The following is a 17,647-nucleotide window of genomic DNA, read 5'->3' on the forward strand; positions in this document are numbered from 1 at the left end:
GACGAACCCCAGCCGGAGGCGGCCGTGGCACTACAAGCAGCAGGACGCCAGTCCCTCGTCGACACCGTCGTGGAGCAGCTCCGCGCCCAGGTGGCGGCCGGCGAGTGGCCGGTGGGCGAGCGCATTCCCACCGAGCACGCCCTGGCCGAGCAGCTCCAGGTCGGACGGAACACCGTCCGCGAGGCCGTCCGCGTCCTGGTGCACGCGGGGATGCTGCGCTCCCGGCAGGGCGAGGGGACGTTCGTCGTGTCCACCGCCGACCCGGCGGAGATCATGCGCGGTGTGCAGCGCGCCGGCGTACGCGACGTCCTGGAGCTGCGGATCGCGCTGGAGGCGGAGGCCGCCCGGCTGGCCGCCACCCGGCACGAGCCCGCCGATCTGGAGCGGATGCGCGCCGCCCTGGACGCCCAGACGGAGCTGGAGGACGACCACGGCCAGCCGGACGCGGACAACGTGGAGCTGTACGCGCACCACGACATCGAGTTCCACAAGGCCGTCGTGGAGGCGGCGCACAACACCGCGCTGACCGCGACGTACACCTGGTTCAGCAGTTCCGTGCGCGAGGCGCTGCTCACGGCGCTCGGCGACCGGGACATGCCGCGCGTCCTCCACGGCGACCACCGCGCCGTCATGGAGGCCATCGCCTCCGGCGACCCGGACGCGGCCGACCGTGCCGCGCGGGCCCTCCTCGAACGCCCCAAGCGGGCGGTCGAGGCGCTGCTGGCCGACGGGCGGCCGTGACGGCTCCCGTCACGCCTGCGGTTTCCCCCGCCCCCGCCACCCCGAGCTCCACCGAAAGGCACGCACATGTCCGAATCGAGGCCCCAGACACCCCTCATAGCCGCCGAGGAACCCTCCTCGGCGGCCCCCGCCCCCACCGCCGTCCGCACCCTGCGGGCGCACCCCGCGCTGGTCCTCGCGGGCATCGTCCTGGCGTCGCTGAACATGCGGGCCGCCCTCGCCGGCGTCTCCCCGCTCGTCGGTGAGATCAACGACCACTTCGGTCTGAACGCGACCGCGAGCAGCCTGGTCACGACCATTCCGCTGGTCTTCATGGGGCTCGGTTCGATCGCCGCGCCGCGGCTGGCCCGGCGCTTCGGCACCGAGCCGGTGCTGTGCGCCGCGCTCGTCCTGCTCTGCGGCGGCATCCTGGTGCGCGTCGCGCCGCCGGTGGTGGCGCTGTTCGTGGGCGGCGCGCTGGTCGGCACGGCGATCGCCTTCCTCAACGTCCTGATGCCCGGCCTGATCAAGCGGGACTTCCCGGACCGGGCCGCGAGCATGACCGCCCTCTACTCGACGGCGATGATCCTCGGCGCCACCGTCTCGGCCGCCTGCGCGGTGCCGCTGGAGAACGCCCTCGGCGGCTGGCGCGGTTCGCTCGCCTCCTGGGCGCTGCTCGCCGCCGTCGCCGTCGTGGTGTGGATCCCGCAGGCGCTGATCGCCCGGCGCGGCGGCCACCACGTCGCCGCCCCCGCGCCCGGCGGGACCGCGTCCGGCGGGACCGCCGCCGAGGGCCCGAACCTGCTGCGCTCCGGCCTCGCCTGGCAGGTCACCCTGCTCATGGGCACCCAGTCGCTGGTCGCGTACGTGTGCATCGCCTGGATGCCGACCGTCTTCACCGACCACGGCATGGACAAGGGCGAGGCAGGCCTCGTCTACGCCTTCTACACCCTGGTGCAGATGGCCGGTTCGTTCGTCGTGCCCGTCCTCGCCGGGCGGCTGCGCGACCAGCGGCTGCTGGCCGTCGGCGTCGTCCTGCTGATGGCCGGCGGCACGACCGGCCTGCTGCTCGCACCCGTCGCGGGCGCCTGGCTGTGGGCGACCATGATGGGCGTCGCCCAGGGCGGCACGCTGGGCCTGGCGCTGACGCTGATGGTGCTGCGCAGCCGCGACGCGCACACGGCGGCCCGGCTCTCCGGCATGGCCCAGACGTGGGGCTATCTGCTCGCGTCCGTCGGCCCGTTCGCCGTCGGTGCGGTCCACCAGGCCACGGGCGGCTGGGACTTGCCGATCGGCGTGCTGCTCGCCGCGTGCCTGGCGCTGGTGTTCCTGGGCCTCGGAGCCGGGCGCGATCGGAAGATCTGAGACGTTGGGGGTGGGTGAGACCCGTTGTCACCCGTGAGGAGCGTGCGCCCCGTGTCCACCCCGCCCCCGATCACCGTCCCCCCGCAGCTCGCCGAGCACCACGAGGAGCACAATCCGGAGCACGCCGCCGAGTGGATCGCGGGCCTGCCCGGCCTGGCGGCCGACTTCCTGGACCGCTGGAACCTGCGGCCCGACGGGGAGCCGGCCCACGGCTACGTGGCCCTCGTCCTGCCCGTCCGCCGGGAGGACGGCACCCCGGCGGCGCTCAAGCTCCAGCCGGTGGACGAGGAGCGGGCCGGCGAACCGCTGGCGCTGCGCGCCTGGTCGGGGCGGGGCGCGGTCCGGCTCCTGGAGGACGATCCCGCGACGGGCACCCTGCTGCTCGAACGCCTGGACCCCGCGCGCTCGTTGGATGACGAACCGGACGCCGAGGCCGCCCTGCTGACCCTGACCGGGCTGCTCGCCCGGCTGCACACGGCCCCCGCCCCGGCCGGCCTGCGCCACCTGGGCGACGTGACGCGCGAGATGCTCGCCGCCGTACCAGCGGCCCTGCCCGCCCTGGAGAACGAGGAAGAGCGCGCCTGGCTCGCCGGCTGCGCCGAAGCCGTCCGGGAGGTGGCCACCGAACCCGGCGACCGCCTGCTCCACTGGGACCTGCACTACGAGAACGTCCTGGCCCCGCTGCCCGGCAGCCCCGCCGCCGACCGCGGACCGTGGCTGGCCATCGACCCCGTACCGCTCGTCGGCGACCCGTGCTTCGACCTGATGCCGGCGTTCGACAACCGCTGGGAGGACCTCGTCGCGACGGGCGACGTGGAGCGGGCCGTACGCCGGCGGTTCGACCTGATGACCGACGTCCTGAGCCTGGACCGGGGACGGGCGGCGCGGTGGACGATGGCGCGGGCGCTGCAGAACTCCCTGTGGGACGTGGAGGACGGGTCGGTGCGGCTCCAGGAGGAGCAGATGGCGGTGGTGCGGGCGGTGGGGCGGTATGTGTGACCTCAGCAGCGCCAGGCGCCGGCAACGCGCTCCGCGGCGCGAAAGCTCCCGTCGGCGACCCTCCGGGATACCTCTTCCCACTCGCGGATCACTCGGCGTTTACCGTCGGGGATGTGAGGCCACTCCGTGCGTGTGACGAGTTTTCCTGCATACCAGGGCTCCCACGAGATGCCGTAGAAGGGTCCGATATCGGGGAGCAGGGTCGTAAGGCAGTGAAGGGTACGGCGGTGATACCACTTGCCGATCGCGGTGATTCTCAGCCCGGAGGCCAGGGCCTCACGCAGGAACGGCAGTGAGAATTCCACGTTCTGCCAGGTGTTGCAGGACGTGTCTTCGTACCTGATTGCGGCTTCAGGAACGCCGCGCTCGACAAGGAGGCGGTGGAATTCACGCCCTTCGATGATCCCGTTGTGGCGATTGACGCCACCCGTGGCGATGATCAGGGGCGCCAGGCCCTTGTGGTACCGCTCAGCCACAATATCAACCGGTTGGGTCTGATTCGTTCCGAAGAGCAGATGAGCGGTCGGCTCGCCATCAGGCGGGGGCGCTTCAATGTCCACATATGCCGTGCAGGTTTCGACCTGTTCAGTGCTGAGGTTATCGCTGCTCATTTATTCCTCATACGGCGCGAGAAGACGGTGAGACGCTTCCAGGTACCGGGCGCGGTAGTGCTGGACCTGTTGCGCGGTGGAGAAGTTTCTTTCTAGTGCCTGATCGAGCTTTCCGGCAAGGGTCAGCGTGGGCCACGCCGTGCGCTTTCCGGCGAGCGCGGCGTGGCCTGCGGCGACTGCCTCATCGAGGTCACCGTTGCCGGCATGCGCAAGGGCCAGGATCAACAAGGCGCGCGCGTAGCCGGGTGCATGCCCGCCGCGCGGCTGCGCCTCGGGCTGGTAGCAGGTCTGGAGCACCCGTTTTGTCGCGGCTACGGCTTCCTTGAACCGCCCCAGAAGCATGAGGGACGTGGCCGTATAGGGCGGCTCTTCCCCTGGGGCGATGGAAAACGCCCCGGCCTGCTGGATATCGCGAGAAAGACACGCAATCGCCTGCGCTGCATTACGCCTTGCTTTTTCCACCCGGGAAGTATCACCTGCCATTGCCGCCGCTCGCATTTCCTGCGCCGCGAGCTTCGCGTGCACCACTGTTCCCACCGATGTTGCATGTCGGCCTTTCGAGGCCAAAAGAAAAGCCTGCTGCGACTGCCCTTGGTAGAACGCAATCATCGACCGTGTCAAAACAGCCCACCCAGCCAGCTCCGGGTGCCCTGCTTCCGCACTTCTGTGCTCCGCGTCAGCGCACCAGACCTGTGCCGCCGCGTGCGCTCCCGAGTCGCAAGCTGCAATGCCGAGCAGGCACGACAGCCAGCCGATGGAGAGCGAAATATCCTTGCGCTCCGAAACGGGTGAAGCTTTCAGGATGGCGTTTGCATAGGACCTGACCGCGAAAACTTCGTCATACGCAACATCAGAAGGTGCGGAGCAAATCGTCGAAGAGTAGTGGTTGATCAGCTCGTTCAAGCTGTCCGCCAAGACCCTGGGACTGTCCCCCTGGCTCACGACGTTCAGGGCCTCGACAACGCGTTGCCCTCTACTCGACGGCAGGACGGCCAGCGCGGCGGCTGCCAAGAACAAAGCGCGCCGTTTCACAGGATCGTCCTCCGCAATCACAGGGGCGCTGACCGGGGCGGTCCCCGTCGGCGTCATTGTCCCCTGATGCGGGCTCAGGTCCAGCTCCAAGACGGCGGCCAAGTACGGCAGCCACTCGTTGGGCGTCCGCCGACCGGTCTCCCACCGGTAGACGTCGTTGGGTGTGCAGGTGCCCCATCCGGAGGCTTGGTTGAGCTGGTCAGCGAGATTCTTTTGGGTCCAGCCACGAACCCGTCGCGCCGCCTTGATCACAGGTCCCAGATCCGATGGCGGCTTCGTGAGCACCGCTCAACCCCCTTCGGCCATCTGCCCGGTGGCAGAACGATGGCAGATCTCGCGGCAGATACGCAAAGGGTCGTCAATGTCGTTGAGTTGATGTCGATCGCCCGGACGGTCCCCGGGCGACCGTGTCCTTCTCCTCAGACGAAAGAGACACAGGTGAGTGCAACAGCCTCGCGGCCTGACCACACCGCCGCCAGACGCGCCGTCGGCGCCCCGGCCTACACCGAGATCATGCCGCGCGAGCCGACATCCGCCCGCCGAGCCCGCCGACTCGTCACCATGGCGCTGGACACCTGGGGCCTTGGGGCACTGGTCAGTGATGCGGAACAGATCGTCTCCGAGCTCGTCGGTAACGTAATCGACCACACGCGCTGTCGTGCAGTTCGTGTTTCGGTCTTCCAGGCCGGCGACCGCCTCGTCCGGATCAGCGTCTACGACCGGTCCCTCCGCGTCCCGAAGCTCAAGCACGCATGCGGTTCCGTGGAGGGGGGCCGCGGCTTGGTGATGGTCAAGGCGCTGAGCCGACGGTGGGGGTACCGCCGACGCGCCTGGGGCAAGATCGTCTGGGCGGAGCTTCTCGTCGAGGCCCGCTCGTGACTCGTCGACCGGTTTCCCGCATCCACCGCCCGAGCGCGGAGCCGAAGTTCAGGCTGCGCCGCCCGATGGCATCGCTTGCACAGGAGCAACGAAACGTCGTCCTCATCTTCTGCGAGCCGATTCCCACGTTGCGTGAACGGATCGTCCGGGGCGCCGCTCAGGTCGCCGATTCATGGCGACGGCACGTTAGCCAACGGAAGGTGCACCAGCTTCTCCGCCGGCATCGGCGCCTGCTCGCGGAGACCCGCTCCACACGGTGGGGGACGTCAGCGGACCACTCCGGGGTTTCGTCCACCTCGGGCGAGCCCGCTCGCCGCTGAGCGTATCGCGTACCGCTCCGACCGCAAGAAGCGCACCAACTCGCAGAAAGGGCCACCACGATGTCCGAGACCGGAACCGCTGACCGGAACGGCTTCATCGCCCCGCCGCAAGAACTGGAGGAGGCTCTGATCCACATTGCCTGCGCCCTTCCCCCCTGGGGCAGGAAGGGTACGTTCCTGGCAGACACCACGGTCGAGCGCTACCGGGCGACGCTGAACTCGGCTCCGCTCTCCCGAGACCTCATTGACTTCCTCCGCTCCTCCCTGGGGGCAGAGGCCGGCGGATACGCCGTGCTACGTCTGAGGAGCGTCGCGCAGGCTTTGGGGCTTGAGGAGCGGTTTCTTCGCGTGACAACGGCCCTCCTCGCCGAAGTTGCCACGCCGTTCCAGCCGTTCCGGCGATGGCCGCTGTGGAAGACGATCGGGACCGACCTCGCCGCCAAGCCCGGTATGTCCACCGGGATCGGCTACAACGCCTTCCACATGGACCTGGTCAACGTGCACCGGCCCCCGGATTTCACCGTCCTCCTGTGTGTCCGCCCCGATCCGCTCGGCGCCGGCGCGAGCATCGTCTCCGACGCACGCGCGGCCGTGTCACGCCTGGCACCTGCGACTCGCTCCCTCCTCGAAGAACCGGTGTACCGCTACGGGTCGTTCTTCGAACTGTCCGATGTGGGCGAGGAGTACGCACCGTTTCCGGTCCTGGACAACGAGCCCGCGGAGGTCGGATTCGTACGGTTCAGCGCCAAGATGCTTACCGAGTCCGACCTCAGCGAGGCCCACACCCACGCGGCGAAGGAACTGGCAGCCGAGCTGATCGCCGGGCAGGTCACCTTCACGCTCCAGCGCGGTGACGTTCTGATCGTGAACCAACATCGGTCGCTCCACGGTCGCGAACCGCTCGCCGACGGCCAGGAAAACGTCCCCGGCGAGGAGCGCCGCGTGCTCCTCCAGCTCTTCCTGCGCAGTCGCCGGTAGCGCTAGATCCGCGCTTTCCGTACCGAATGCCACGCTGCCCCGGCCAGCGCCCGCGCCGACCGGGGCAGCGACAAGCGCTCATGTTCGCGGTACAGCTCCCAGTTGTACTTGATGAGCGACATCTTGTTCGAGGACAGCGATCCCGCGCGGTGGGCCCTGTACAACGCCAGTGGTTCGGGAAGCCCCCGAGCGTCCACGCCATCCCGCGTGATCGACAGCCACAATGCATAGTCCTGTCTCTTCCGCATCTCCGGCATCAACCGCGTCCCCAGGACGGTGCGGTCATACATGGCGGTCAGCGCGCCGATGTGATCTTGGGTCAGCATCGCGCGGTAATCCACGTGCGTACGCGCCCGGACCACCCTCCCGTTCGGGATGAAATCGGTGCTCTCCCCGGCATAGTCGGCATCCACCTTGTAGTAGGAGGTGAACGTCAAAGGCGAACCCGCCGTCGCCGCGAAGGCAAGCTGCCGCTCCAGCTTCTCCGGCAGCCACATGTCGTCACTGTCGAGGAAGGCGACATAACCCCCACGGGCCCTCGCGATCGCGAGGTTACGCGCCCGTCCCGCACCGCCCTGCTCGGGCGCCGACGCGGGCAGAACGCGCTCGTCCTGCCGGGCGAAGTCCCTGAGCATGTCCATCGACTCATCCGTGGACTTGTCGTCGGTGACCAAAAGCTCCAGATCACTGTGCGTCTGCGTAAGCACCGACCTGATCGAGGCACCGAGGGTGGCTGCCGAGTTGTACACGGGCATCACGACAGACACCAGAGGCACAGCCGCTCTCCTTGCCAGATCAGAACGAGACGGTCCATTCAAGCACCGGAACGGTAGGAAGAGATGCCATGCGCATTGTTGTCGCCGGTCAGGGTTACGTGGGTCTGCCGCTGGCCGCGCGAGCGGCCGAAGTCGGTCATCAGGTGGTCGGGTACGAGATCGACCGCGACAGGCTCGCGCACCTGGTCGGCGGCACGTCCTACGTCGAAGACATCCCGGACGAGAGGCTGCGCCCACTGCTGGCGACCGGCTCCTACCGCCCCTCGGCCGACCCCGCGACGCTGACCGGCTTTGATCTCGCCGTGATCACCGTGCCGACACCGCTGCGTTACGGGGTGCCGGACCTCACCCACATCAAGGCGGCCGGTGAGACGTTGGCCGGGCATCTTCGACCGGGTGCCACCGTGGTACTGGAGTCCACCACCTACCCAGGCACCACCGAGGAGTTGCTCGGCCCGGTGCTGGAGAAGGGCTCCGGGCTCATCGCCGGACCGGACTTCCACCTGGGGTACAGCCCCGAGCGGATCGACCCGGGCAACCGAACGTGGCGGCTGGAGACCACCCCCAAGATCGTCGCCGGGATCGACGAGGCGTCGCTTCGCGCAGTGGAGTCCTTTTACCAGGAACTGGTCGAGCACACCGTGCCGGTTTCCTCCTGCAAGGTGGCCGAGCTGACCAAGCTGCTGGAGAACACGTTCCGGCACGTCAACATCGCATTGATCAACGAGACGGCGATACTCGCCCGCGATCTGGGCGTCGACATCTGGGAGGCGATCCGCGCCGGGTCGACCAAGCCGTTCGGCTTCATGCCCTTCACCCCGGGGCCCGGAGTGGGCGGGCACTGCTTGCCGATCGACCCGCACTTCCTCTCGTGGCGGGTGGAGCGGGCACTCGCCAGGACCTTCCGGTTCGTCGAGCTGGCCACTGATATCAACGGCCACATGCCCGACTACGTGGTGCGCCGGCTCGGCGAAGCACTGAACGACCGGCAGCGCTCCGTGAAGGGTTCCCGGATCCTGCTGATGGGGCTCGCGTACAAAAAGAACACCGGTGACGCCCGCGAGTCACCGTCGTCGCGCGTCGCTGATCTCCTGCTCGCCCTCGGCGCCGAGGTGCGCGGCGCGGACCCGCACGTCGTGGAAGACAGCCCAACCGGCGCACACCTGATCCGGGTCGATGCGACCGCGCAGGAGATCGCGGCCTCCGACGCCGTGGTCCTGCTCACGGATCACGACGCGTTCGACTACAAGGCACTCCTTGAGCACGCGCCCTACATACTCGACTGTCGAAACCGGTTGTCCGGCACCGGCACCCACGTCGAAGCCCTGTGACTCCGCCCCTCGCCATGGCGATCGACGCCTCCTCCGAGCCCCTCGAGGGGCTCGTCGGCCGGCGCGGCCCAGTCCGCGACCCACGTGTGCAAGCGGTGGGCCGCGGTACCGGGGTCCGGGGTGATGTCCCGGGAGACGGTGAAGGGGCGGGACAGGGGCCTACTCCTCCCCCGCCAGCGTCAGCTTGCGCAGCTTCTCGCCCGCGTACCAGGTCGCCGCCACCGTGACGCCCGCGAGCAGCACCACCGCCACGGGCAGGCCCACGTCCGAGGAGATCGCGCCCGGCGCGGCGATGCGTTCCGCCAGGGACAGGGCCCACTGCTGGACGCTGAGCGTCCGTGCCCCGGGGACCAGGCTGCCGAAGAGAGATTCCCAGATCAGGGCGTAGACGAGGCCGGCGACGACCGCGTGTCGGGTCACCGTGCCCAGCAGCAGGAACAACGCGCTGTAGGCGACCGAGGCGACGGCGGCGGCGACGGTGTAAGCGAGCGCGATCCGCTGGCTGTCGCCGTTCAGGAGCAGGCCGGCGATCAGGGTCGGGACGGCCGAGAAGACGACGGTGACGGCGGTCGCCACGAGGAGTTTGGTGAAGATGATCGTCGGCCGCTTCACCGGCTTGGCGAGGAGGTAGACGACCGAGCCGTCGTCGATCTCCGGGCCGATGGCGCCCGTTCCGGCGATGACGCCGATCAGCGGGACCATGGTGGCCAGCGCGAAGCCGCCGAGGACCTTGGTGGCCGTGTCGTCGTCGGCGCCGGTCAGCAGGCGGACCGCCGCCGAGATGATCAGCAGCAGGGCGGGGAGGGTGAAGAGGACGGCGGCCCTGCGGCGGCCGAGAAGTCCCCGGTAGGTGAGCCGGGCGACGGTCGGGTGGTAGAGGGAGTGCATGGGGCCGGCGCCTCCTTTCAGGCTTTCGGGACGGTCAGGCCGCGACGAGGTACGAGAAGACCGATTCCAGGGACTCGTCGGAGGGCGAGACCGTGAGGAGGCGGATGCCGTGTGCGCGGGCCACGGCCGGGAGCAAGGTGGTGAACCGGCCGAAGTCCACGGCCTGGACGCGCAGCGCGCCTTCCTGGACGTCCACCTCGATGCCGGAGGTCGACGGGTCGGCGATGAGGGCGGCGGCCAGGGCGCGGTCGTCGCTGGAGCGGACGAGGTAGCGGTGCGGCCGGTTGGTCATCAGCCGGCGGATCTTGCGGAAGTCACCGGACGCGGCGTGCCGTCCGGCCACCACGACCTCGATGTGCGCCGCGAGCTGCTCGACCTCCTCCAGGATGTGCGAGGAGAACAGCACCGAGCGCCCCTCGGCCCCCATCCGCCGCAGCAGGTCCATGAGTTGCATGCGCTGACGGGGGTCCATGCCGTTGAACGGCTCGTCGAGGAGCAGCACGGACGGGTCGTGGACCAGGGCGGACGCCATCTTGACGCGCTGCCGCATGCCCTTGCTGTACGTGGAGATCTTCCGGTCCTGGGCGTACTCCATCTCGACCGTGGCCAGCGCCCGGTGGGCCGCCGCGTCAGGCAGTCCGTGGAGCTCGGCGTTGGCGCGGACGAACTCCAGCCCGGTGAGGAAGTCGTACATCGCCTCGCGCTCGGGGACGACGCCGATGTGCCGGTAGATCTGCTCGTTGCCCCAGATGACCGTCCCGTCGAGGGTGACCGTGCCGGTGGAGGGGGCGAGGAAGCCGCCCATCATGTTGATGAGCGTGGACTTTCCGGCGCCGTTGGGGCCGAGCAGGCCGGTGACGCCGGGGCCGATGGTCATGGAGACGTCGTTGACGGCGACCACGTTGCCGAACCAGCGGGAGACGTTGTCGATACGGATGGTCGTCACAGGCCCGCCTTCCGGTAGCGGCGCATCAGGACGGCGTACGAGCCGGCGATCAGCGCAAGGACGGCGAGCAGGTAGACGGCTCCCGCGCCGGTGCCGGGGCCGTGGGAGCCGGGGAAGCTGGAGGTGGCGTCGAGAAACGCCGTCTGCACGCCGTCGATCAGGGTGATCGGCGAGAACAGGCCCAGCCAGCCGATGACGTCGGTGTTGTCCCGGGCGTAGGCGATGCCCTGGACGGTGCTCACGGCGCCGTACGAGATGGTCAGGACGGCGATCACGGCGGCGACGCCGAAGCCGCGGCGCGGGGTGAGCGCGGCGACGACCAGGCCGAGGCCGGCGAAGAGGAGGGACAACAGGGCCACGGAGACCAGTCCTTGGGCGAAGGCTTGCGTCTGGGCGGCGAAGTCGAGCTTCGCGAGCAGGGCGCCCACGTAGAGGATGAGCAGGGGCGCCGCGGTGAGCAGGAACACCGCCGAGGCGAGCGCGGCGTACTTGGCCAGCACGTAGTCGACGCGTTCCACCGGGCGGGAGAAGTAGAGCGGGACCGTCCGGAAGCGCAGGTCCCGGGAGACCGCCTGCGGCGCCTGGGAGGCGAGGTAGAGGCCGACGACGGCCTGGAGGAGGATCGCGTACCGCGTGTACTCCACCGGCAGCTTGTCCATCTTCGTGGTGATCGCGACCGCGACGATGATCGCGGCCGGCGCGCACATCACGGCGAACAGCGTCATCGGCAGCACCTTGGACTTGGCCGAGCGGCCCAGCCCGTACGCGCCGCGCAGGCTCTGCGACCAGAGCGCGCGGCGGGCGTAGCCGCGGCCCAGCCGGGGGCCGGTGTACGGCCGGTAGCCGATGTTGTGGATCACGTCCTGGGCGGGCGTGGCCGTGGTCTCAGGCGGCATGGGTGGTGCCCCGTTTCTGCGCGCTGTGGTCGTTCGTCCTGTCGTCGGCGTCCGCCTGGAACACCTCCGCGATGCGGTGCCTGCGCTGCTCCATCCGCACCAGGCCCAGCCCGAGCCCGGCCACGGCGTCGCGCACGACGTCGTACGTCTCGTCGCCGGCGAGGTCGACGAGCAGGACGTGTCCGCCGCCCGCCACCCCGTACCCGCCCGCGCCGCCGGCCGCCCGGACCGCGAGCCCGGCGGCCGTGAGGGCCGCGCCGAGGGCGGACGTGCCGTCCGGGTGGGCGTCGGTGTCCGTGACCTCGACCGCGAGGGAGCCGGTGGCCTGGGTGAAGTCGCTGGTTGCGGAGGAGCGCAGCAGGCGGCCGCCGTCGATGACGACGACGTGGTCGCAGGTGCGCTCCAGCTCGCCGAGCAGGTGGGAGGTGACCAGCACCGAGATGCCGAAGTCGGTGTGCACCCGGCGGATGAGGGCCAGCATCTCGTCGCGGCCGACGGGGTCGAGGCCGTTCGTCGGCTCGTCCAGCAGCACCAGGCGCGGGTCGTGGACGAGCGCCTGGGCCAGCTTCACCCGCTGTTTCATGCCCGTGGAGTATCCGCCCATCGGGCGGTAGCGCTCCTCGTAGAGGCCCACGTGGCGCAGGGTGTCCGCGGTGCGCTCGCGCGCGGCGGAGAGCGGCAGCCCGGACATCCGCGCCATGTGCACGACGAACTCGGTGGCCGAGACGTCGGGCGGCAGGCAGTCGTGCTCCGGCATGTAGCCGACCCGCTCCCGGATGGCCGCCCCTTCGGTGGCCACGTCCAGGCCCAGGACGTGCGCGCGGCCCTCGGTGGCCGGGGAGAGCCCCAGCAGGATCTTGATCAGCGTCGACTTGCCGGCCCCGTTGGCACCCACCAGACCGGTCACGCCCGGAGTGATGTCGACGGAGAGCCGGTCGAGCGCGGTCACCTTGGGGTACCGCTTGCTGAGGCTTTCGGTGGCGATCACTGTCACGTCATCGACGGTAGTGGCGCGGACCACATCGGGCGTCAGTCTGGATGACGGCTTCGGTGTAGTCCTCGGGTCTGACCGTCCCGTAGGGGATGGGCCGGAAGTACGGAACCGGACATCAGGGGCACGCGTCGGGGCGCGGTCCGGAATGTCGGGGCCACGGACCGGGACGCCCGGTGGCACGCATCGGGACGTCGGAGGCACCTTGTGCCCCACCCCTTGACGCCGCCTCCGAATATTGTCACATTCATCGATGTCAACTTCCGCACCGGCAGGGACGGTTGCGCCATGAAGACCGGAGCGTCACCGCACGTCACACAGGACCTGGCCGGCTTCCGGGAGGTGCAGCGCCTCGCCTACGCCTGCGCCGAGGCCGTCGCCGCGCAGCTCGTCCCCGGGATGACCGAGCGCGACGCCGCCCGGCTGCAACGGGAGTGGCTGCGGCGGCGCGGGGTGCGCGACTGGTTCCATCTGCCCTTCGCCTGGTTCGGCGACCGCACGGCCTTCACCGGCTTCCGGGTGCCCACCCAGTTCTTCCCGTCGGGGCGGCGGCTGGCGCCCGGGATGCCGTTCGTCCTGGACCTGGCGCCGGTGTACCGGGGCTTCACCGCCGACGTCGGCTACTCCGGCTGCCTCGGCCCGGACCCGCTGCACGCCCGGATGCTCGACGACCTCCTCGACCACCGCGACCTCGTCCTGCGCGGCGTCCGCGAGCGCCGCCCGCTGCGCACGGTCTACGAGGACGTCGACCGGCTCATGATGCGCCAGGGCTACGCCAACCGGCACCGCGCCTATCCCTTCGGGGTGATCGCCCACAAGGTCGGCCGGGTCCGCGACCGGCGCTGGTCGCCACGGGTCCTCGGCTTCGGCACCCAGGCGCTGAAAGGGCTGGCCTCCGACGCCCTCCACGGCCACCGGGAGGGCTGGTCGCCGCTGTGGAGCCCGTACCGCTTCTCCGACCACCCGCCCACCCCCGGGCTGTGGGCGGTCGAGCCGCACCTCGGGTTCCGCGGGACGGGCGTGAAGTTCGAGGAGTTGCTGGTGGTGACCGACTCGCGGGATCCGGAGGAGAGCGCGTTCTGGCTGGACGACGATCTTCCGCATGTCCGGCGGCGGCGGGCAGGGGGACGGGAAGCGCAACGGGACGGACAGAAGGGAACCGGACGATGAACGCCTTCGGCGCGGAGCACGGCGGCACGGAGTTCGACGGCACGAAGCGCGGCGGCACGGAACTCGACGGCGCGCGGGAGCGGAGGGTGCGGTCGGCCGGCGTCGAGCTGTGCGTCGCCGAACTGGGCGACCCCGCCGACCCCACCGTCGTCCTCCTCCACGGCTACCCGGACAGCAAGGAGGTCTGGGCGCCGGTCGCACAGCGCTTGCAGGAACGTTTCCACGTCGTGCTCTACGACGTCCGCGGCTGCGGCCGGTCGACGGCGCCCAGCCCGCTGCGCGGCGGCTTCACCCTGGAGAAGCTGACCGGCGACTTCCTCGCCGTCGTGGACGCGGTGAGCCCCGACGCCCCCGTGCACCTGGTCGGACACGACTGGGGATCCGTCCAGGGCTGGGAGTTCACCACCGTCCGCCGCACCGAGGGGCGCGTCGCCTCCTTCACCTCCATCTCAGGACCCTCGCTCGACCACTTCGGTCACTGGATCAAGGAGCGCGCCGCGCGGCCCACCCCGCGCCGCGCCGCCCAGTTGCTCGGGCAGGGCGCCCGGTCCTGGTACGTGTACGCGCTGCACACGCCCGTCCTGCCGGAGGCCGCCTGGCGCGGGCCGCTCGGCCGGCGGTGGCCGGACGTGCTGGAGCGGTCCGAGAAGGTGCCGAAGGGCCCGTACCCGACCGCGTCCCTGCCCACCGACGCCGCGCACGGCGCCTGGCTCTACCGCGACAACGTCCGGGAGCGGACGCGCCGTCCGCGCCCCGACGCGTACGCGCACGCCCCCGTGCAGCTGATCACGCCCACCGGCGACGCGTTCCTCTCCGCGCGGCTCTACGACGGCCTGGAGCGCTGGGCGCCCGGCCTGGTGCGGCGCACCGTGCGCGCGGGCCACTGGGTGCCGCGCACCCGCCCCGGGCAACTGGCGGACTGGATCACCGAGTTCGTCGGCCGGCAGGCGGACGGCCCGTCGGCCGTCCCCGTCCGGCGGCCCCTTCCCGGGACCGGCAAGGCCCGCCCGGAGCGGTACGCGCAGCGCTTCGCCGGCCGGCTCGTCCTGGTGACGGGCGCCGCGAGCGGCATCGGCCAGGCCACCGCCTTCGCCTTCGCCGAGGCGGGCGCCCGGATCGTCGCGGTGGACCGCGACGCGGAGGGCGCGGCGCGCACCGCCGAGCTCGCCCGGCTGCTCGGCGCGCCCGGGGCCTGGGCCGAGTGCGTCGACGTCTCCGACGAGGCGGCGATGGAGAAGCTGGCCGCCCGCACGGCCGAGGCCCACGGCGTCGTGGACGTCCTCGTCAACAACGCGGGGATCGGCGTCGCCGGGCCGTTCCTCGACACGCCGCCGGAGGCGTGGCGGAAGACCCTGGACGTCAACCTGTGGGGCGTGCTGCACGGCTGCCGCCTCTTCGGCCGGCAGATGGCCGAGCGCGGCGAGGGCGGCCACATCGTCAACACCGCGTCCGCCGCCGCCTTCCAGCCCTCCCGGACGCTGTCCGCCTACAGCACCTCCAAGGCGGCGGTACTGATGCTCTCCGAGTGCCTGCGCGCCGAGCTCGGCGACCGGGACATCGGCGTCACCGCCGTCTGCCCCGGCATCGTCGCCACGGGCATCACCTCCGCCACCCTCTTCACCGGCGTCCCGGAGGAGGAGCAGCGGCGGCTGCGGGAGCGGACCACCCGGCTCTACGGGCGGCGCGACTACCCGCCGGAGCGGGTCGCGGACGCGATCCTGCGGGCCGTCCACGACGACCTGCCCGTCGTCCCCGTCACCCCCGAGGCGCACGGACTCCGCCTCCTCGCCCGCTTCGCGCCCCGCCTGCGGCGGGCCGTCGCACGCGCCGAACCCCGGCTCTGACCGGCCGTCCCGAACCCCTCGGAGGAGGACCCGCATGACCGCCGACCACCACCCCATCGCCCCCCGCCGCGTCTCCTTCGACTGGCGGGAGACGCCGCTGCACTGGATCCCCGACGAGCCGACGGCCACCCACGTCATCAACGTGCTGCACCTGCTGCTGCCCGCCGGGGAGCGGTGGTTCGTCAAGGTCTTCAAGGAGGCCCTGCCGCTGGTCAGAGACCCCGAACTGCTCAAGGACGTCAAAGGGTTCATGGGCCAGGAGGCCACCCACAGCGTCCAGCACTCCTACGTCCTCGACCACCTGGCCCACCAGAAGCTGGACACCGGCCCGTACACCAGGCAGGTCGACTACCTCTTCGACGTGCTGCTCGGCGAGCGGCCGCCGTTCGGACTGCCGCTCTCCGAGCGGGAGTGGCTGCGGTTCCGGCTGTCGGTGATCGCGGCGGTGGAGCAGTTCACCGCCGTCCTCGGCGACTGGGTGCTGCGGGCCGACACGCTCGACGCCGCCCGGCCCGACCCGGTGATGCTCGACCTGCTGCGCTGGCACGGCGCCGAGGAGGTCGAACACCGGTCGGTGGCCTTCGACATGTACCAGCACTGCGGCGGCGACGAGCCCGGCCGCTACGCCCGCCGCGTGCTCGGCATGGCGATCACCGCCCCCATCCTGACGTACCTGTGGGGACGCGGAGCCGCCTATCTGATCCGGCACGACCCCCGGCTCGCCAAGCGGCTCCGCTACACGCTGCGGCACCACAAGCGGGCCGTCGACAAGGGGCTGCTGCCCACCTGGGGCGAGCTGGGCGCGGCCATACCGCGCTACCTCCGGCGCTCCTACCACCCGTCCCAGGAGGGGTCGTTGAGCAGGGCCGTCGCCTACCTGGCGGCCTCGCCGGCGGCGGGCCGGGGGCGGGCGCCGGGCGGCGCGGTCGCGTCGTAGAGTGACGGGTGGTGTCTGTGAGGAGTGCCCCGTGAGCGAACCGCCGGCGTACCGGATCGAGGACCTGGCCCACCTCAGCGGCGCCACGGTCCGCACGATCCGCGCCTACCAGGACCGGGGCCTCCTCCCCAGGCCCGAGCGGCGCGGCCGGGCGAACGTCTACGGCGACGCCCACCTGGAGCGGCTCCGGCGGATCGCCGACCTGCTGGACCGCGGCTACACCCTCGCCAGCATCAAAGAACTGCTCGACGCCTGGGACGCCGGGCGGGGACTCGGCGGGATCCTCGGGCTCGTCGCGGAGGTGGACGGGCCGTGGTCGGACGAGCGGACCGGCCGGGTCACCCGCGCCGACCTGGTCGAACGGTTCGGGGGCGGGCCGGACGACTCCGCCGTCGAGGACGCCGTGGAGCTGGGCGTCCTCGAACCGGTCCCGGGCGCCCCGGACACCTTCCTGGTCCCGAGCCCGCAGCTGCTCGCCGTCGCCGCCGAACTGCACGCCTCCGGCGTCCCCCTGCCGGCCATCCTCACCCACCTCCGGGAGGTGCGCTCCCAGGTCGAGCACCTCGCAGCCCGCTTCCTCGACTTCACCACCGAGCACGTCTTCCGGCCGTACCTGGATCACGCGCCGTCCGAGGAGGAGGCGGACCGGGCCGCCGCCCTCGTGCGCCGGCTGCGGCCGCTCGCCCAGCAGACCGTGGACGCCGAACTCGCCCGCGCCATGCGGCTGCTGGCCGTGCGAAACCTGCGCCGGCACCTCGGGGAGGTCACCGGCGGCGCTCCCGCCGTCGCGGCGGACGAGGCGAGGGCCGCGGTGGAACTGCCCGCCGCCACCGTGGACGCCGTACGGGACCTGGTCGGCCCGGACGGTGTGAGCGCCTTCGTGGCCGCGGCGGCGGAACGGGAGGTGCGGGCGCGGGCGATGGACGGCCTGGCCGAGCGGCATCGGGAGGGCACGGGGTAGGCC

The 17,647-nt window shown here is 71.0% G+C and carries 17 protein-coding genes; 10 read left to right on the top strand and 7 right to left on the bottom strand.

The features are described from left to right. Nucleotides 1-24: 24 nt before the first annotated feature. The 3 genes from K7I03_RS15775 (at nt 25) to K7I03_RS15785 (ending at nt 3,084) form a co-directional block, all read left to right on the top strand. Nucleotides 25-741 (top strand): FadR/GntR family transcriptional regulator, encoded by a 717-nt coding sequence (locus K7I03_RS15775; RefSeq protein ID WP_185940433.1) that lies wholly within the window; start codon nt 25-27, stop codon nt 739-741. A 66-nt stretch (nt 742-807) separates the two neighbouring features. Then, nucleotides 808-2,085: a CynX/NimT family MFS transporter gene (locus K7I03_RS15780; protein WP_185940432.1), complete on the top strand. Its 1,278-nt coding sequence runs from the start codon at nt 808-810 to the stop codon at nt 2,083-2,085. 51 nt (nt 2,086-2,136) lie between these two features. After that, on the top strand, nt 2,137-3,084 hold the full coding sequence (locus K7I03_RS15785; RefSeq protein WP_185940431.1) for an aminoglycoside phosphotransferase family protein: 948 nt from the start codon (nt 2,137-2,139) through the stop codon (nt 3,082-3,084). Between the two features lie 2 nt (nt 3,085-3,086). On the opposite strand, the gene K7I03_RS15790 is transcribed toward K7I03_RS15785, so the two are convergent. Both K7I03_RS15790 and K7I03_RS15795 read right to left on the bottom strand, forming a co-directional pair. Next, complete coding sequence (locus tag K7I03_RS15790; protein WP_185940430.1) at nt 3,087-3,695, bottom strand: YdcF family protein; 609 nt, start codon at nt 3,693-3,695, stop codon at nt 3,087-3,089. Beyond that, nucleotides 3,696-5,012: a helix-turn-helix domain-containing protein gene (locus tag K7I03_RS15795; RefSeq protein ID WP_185940429.1), complete on the bottom strand. Its 1,317-nt coding sequence runs from the start codon at nt 5,010-5,012 to the stop codon at nt 3,696-3,698. It lies immediately after the preceding gene. A gap of 153 nt (nt 5,013-5,165) precedes the next feature. On the opposite strand from K7I03_RS15795, the gene K7I03_RS15800 reads away from it, so the two are divergent. Then, nucleotides 5,166-5,606: an ATP-binding protein gene (locus K7I03_RS15800; RefSeq protein WP_224347069.1), complete on the top strand. Its 441-nt coding sequence runs from the start codon at nt 5,166-5,168 to the stop codon at nt 5,604-5,606. Between the two features lie 380 nt (nt 5,607-5,986). Continuing rightward, on the top strand, nt 5,987-6,904 hold the full coding sequence (locus K7I03_RS15805; RefSeq protein ID WP_185940428.1) for a TauD/TfdA family dioxygenase: 918 nt from the start codon (nt 5,987-5,989) through the stop codon (nt 6,902-6,904). A gap of 2 nt (nt 6,905-6,906) precedes the next feature. Here K7I03_RS15805 and K7I03_RS15810 read toward each other — a convergent pair whose 3' ends face one another. After that, complete coding sequence (locus K7I03_RS15810) at nt 6,907-7,680, bottom strand: glycosyltransferase family 2 protein (protein ID WP_185940427.1); 774 nt, start codon at nt 7,678-7,680, stop codon at nt 6,907-6,909. Between the two features lie 68 nt (nt 7,681-7,748). Between K7I03_RS15810 and K7I03_RS15815 the strand changes: the two genes are divergently transcribed. Next, a complete protein-coding gene (locus K7I03_RS15815) occupies nt 7,749-9,011 on the top strand; it encodes a nucleotide sugar dehydrogenase (protein ID WP_185940426.1) in 1,263 nt (420 codons plus the stop codon). A 159-nt stretch (nt 9,012-9,170) separates the two neighbouring features. Here the strand turns inward: K7I03_RS15815 and K7I03_RS15820 are convergent, their stop codons facing one another. The 4 genes from K7I03_RS15820 to K7I03_RS15835 are packed head-to-tail and all read right to left on the bottom strand — an operon-like array spanning nt 9,171 to nt 12,762. Then, a complete protein-coding gene (locus K7I03_RS15820; RefSeq protein ID WP_185940425.1) occupies nt 9,171-9,899 on the bottom strand; it encodes an ABC transporter permease subunit in 729 nt (242 codons plus the stop codon). Between the two features lie 34 nt (nt 9,900-9,933). Beyond that, nucleotides 9,934-10,845, bottom strand: coding sequence for an ABC transporter ATP-binding protein (locus K7I03_RS15825; RefSeq protein ID WP_185940424.1), 912 nt, complete (start codon nt 10,843-10,845; stop codon nt 9,934-9,936). Next, entirely contained in the window at nt 10,842-11,741 is a 900-nt protein-coding gene (locus K7I03_RS15830) for an ABC transporter permease (protein ID WP_185940423.1), read from the bottom strand. Before K7I03_RS15830 ends, K7I03_RS15825 begins: the two co-directional genes overlap by 4 nt. Further along, nucleotides 11,731-12,762, bottom strand: coding sequence for an ABC transporter ATP-binding protein (locus K7I03_RS15835; RefSeq protein ID WP_185940422.1), 1,032 nt, complete (start codon nt 12,760-12,762; stop codon nt 11,731-11,733). Before K7I03_RS15835 ends, K7I03_RS15830 begins: the two co-directional genes overlap by 11 nt. A 258-nt stretch (nt 12,763-13,020) precedes the next feature. Here K7I03_RS15835 and K7I03_RS15840 point away from each other — a divergent pair, with 258 nt between their 5' ends. The 4 genes from K7I03_RS15840 to K7I03_RS15855 are packed head-to-tail and all read left to right on the top strand — an operon-like array spanning nt 13,021 to nt 17,644. Continuing rightward, nucleotides 13,021-13,902: a M24 family metallopeptidase gene (locus K7I03_RS15840; protein WP_185940421.1), complete on the top strand. Its 882-nt coding sequence runs from the start codon at nt 13,021-13,023 to the stop codon at nt 13,900-13,902. Next, entirely contained in the window at nt 13,899-15,746 is a 1,848-nt protein-coding gene (locus K7I03_RS15845) for an SDR family oxidoreductase (RefSeq protein WP_185940420.1), read from the top strand. The genes K7I03_RS15840 and K7I03_RS15845 overlap by 4 nt, the downstream gene beginning before the upstream one ends. A gap of 34 nt (nt 15,747-15,780) precedes the next feature. Next, the gene (locus tag K7I03_RS15850) at nt 15,781-16,683 is read left to right on the top strand and encodes a metal-dependent hydrolase (protein WP_185940419.1); all 903 of its coding nucleotides are present in this window, start codon (nt 15,781-15,783) and stop codon (nt 16,681-16,683) included. A 31-nt stretch (nt 16,684-16,714) separates the two neighbouring features. Then, the gene (locus K7I03_RS15855) at nt 16,715-17,644 is read left to right on the top strand and encodes a MerR family transcriptional regulator (protein ID WP_185940418.1); all 930 of its coding nucleotides are present in this window, start codon (nt 16,715-16,717) and stop codon (nt 17,642-17,644) included. The last annotated feature ends 3 nt before the right edge of the window (nt 17,645-17,647 follow it).

Source organism: Streptomyces mobaraensis, from assembly GCF_020099395.1.
GTDB lineage: Bacteria > Actinomycetota > Actinomycetes > Streptomycetales > Streptomycetaceae > Streptomyces.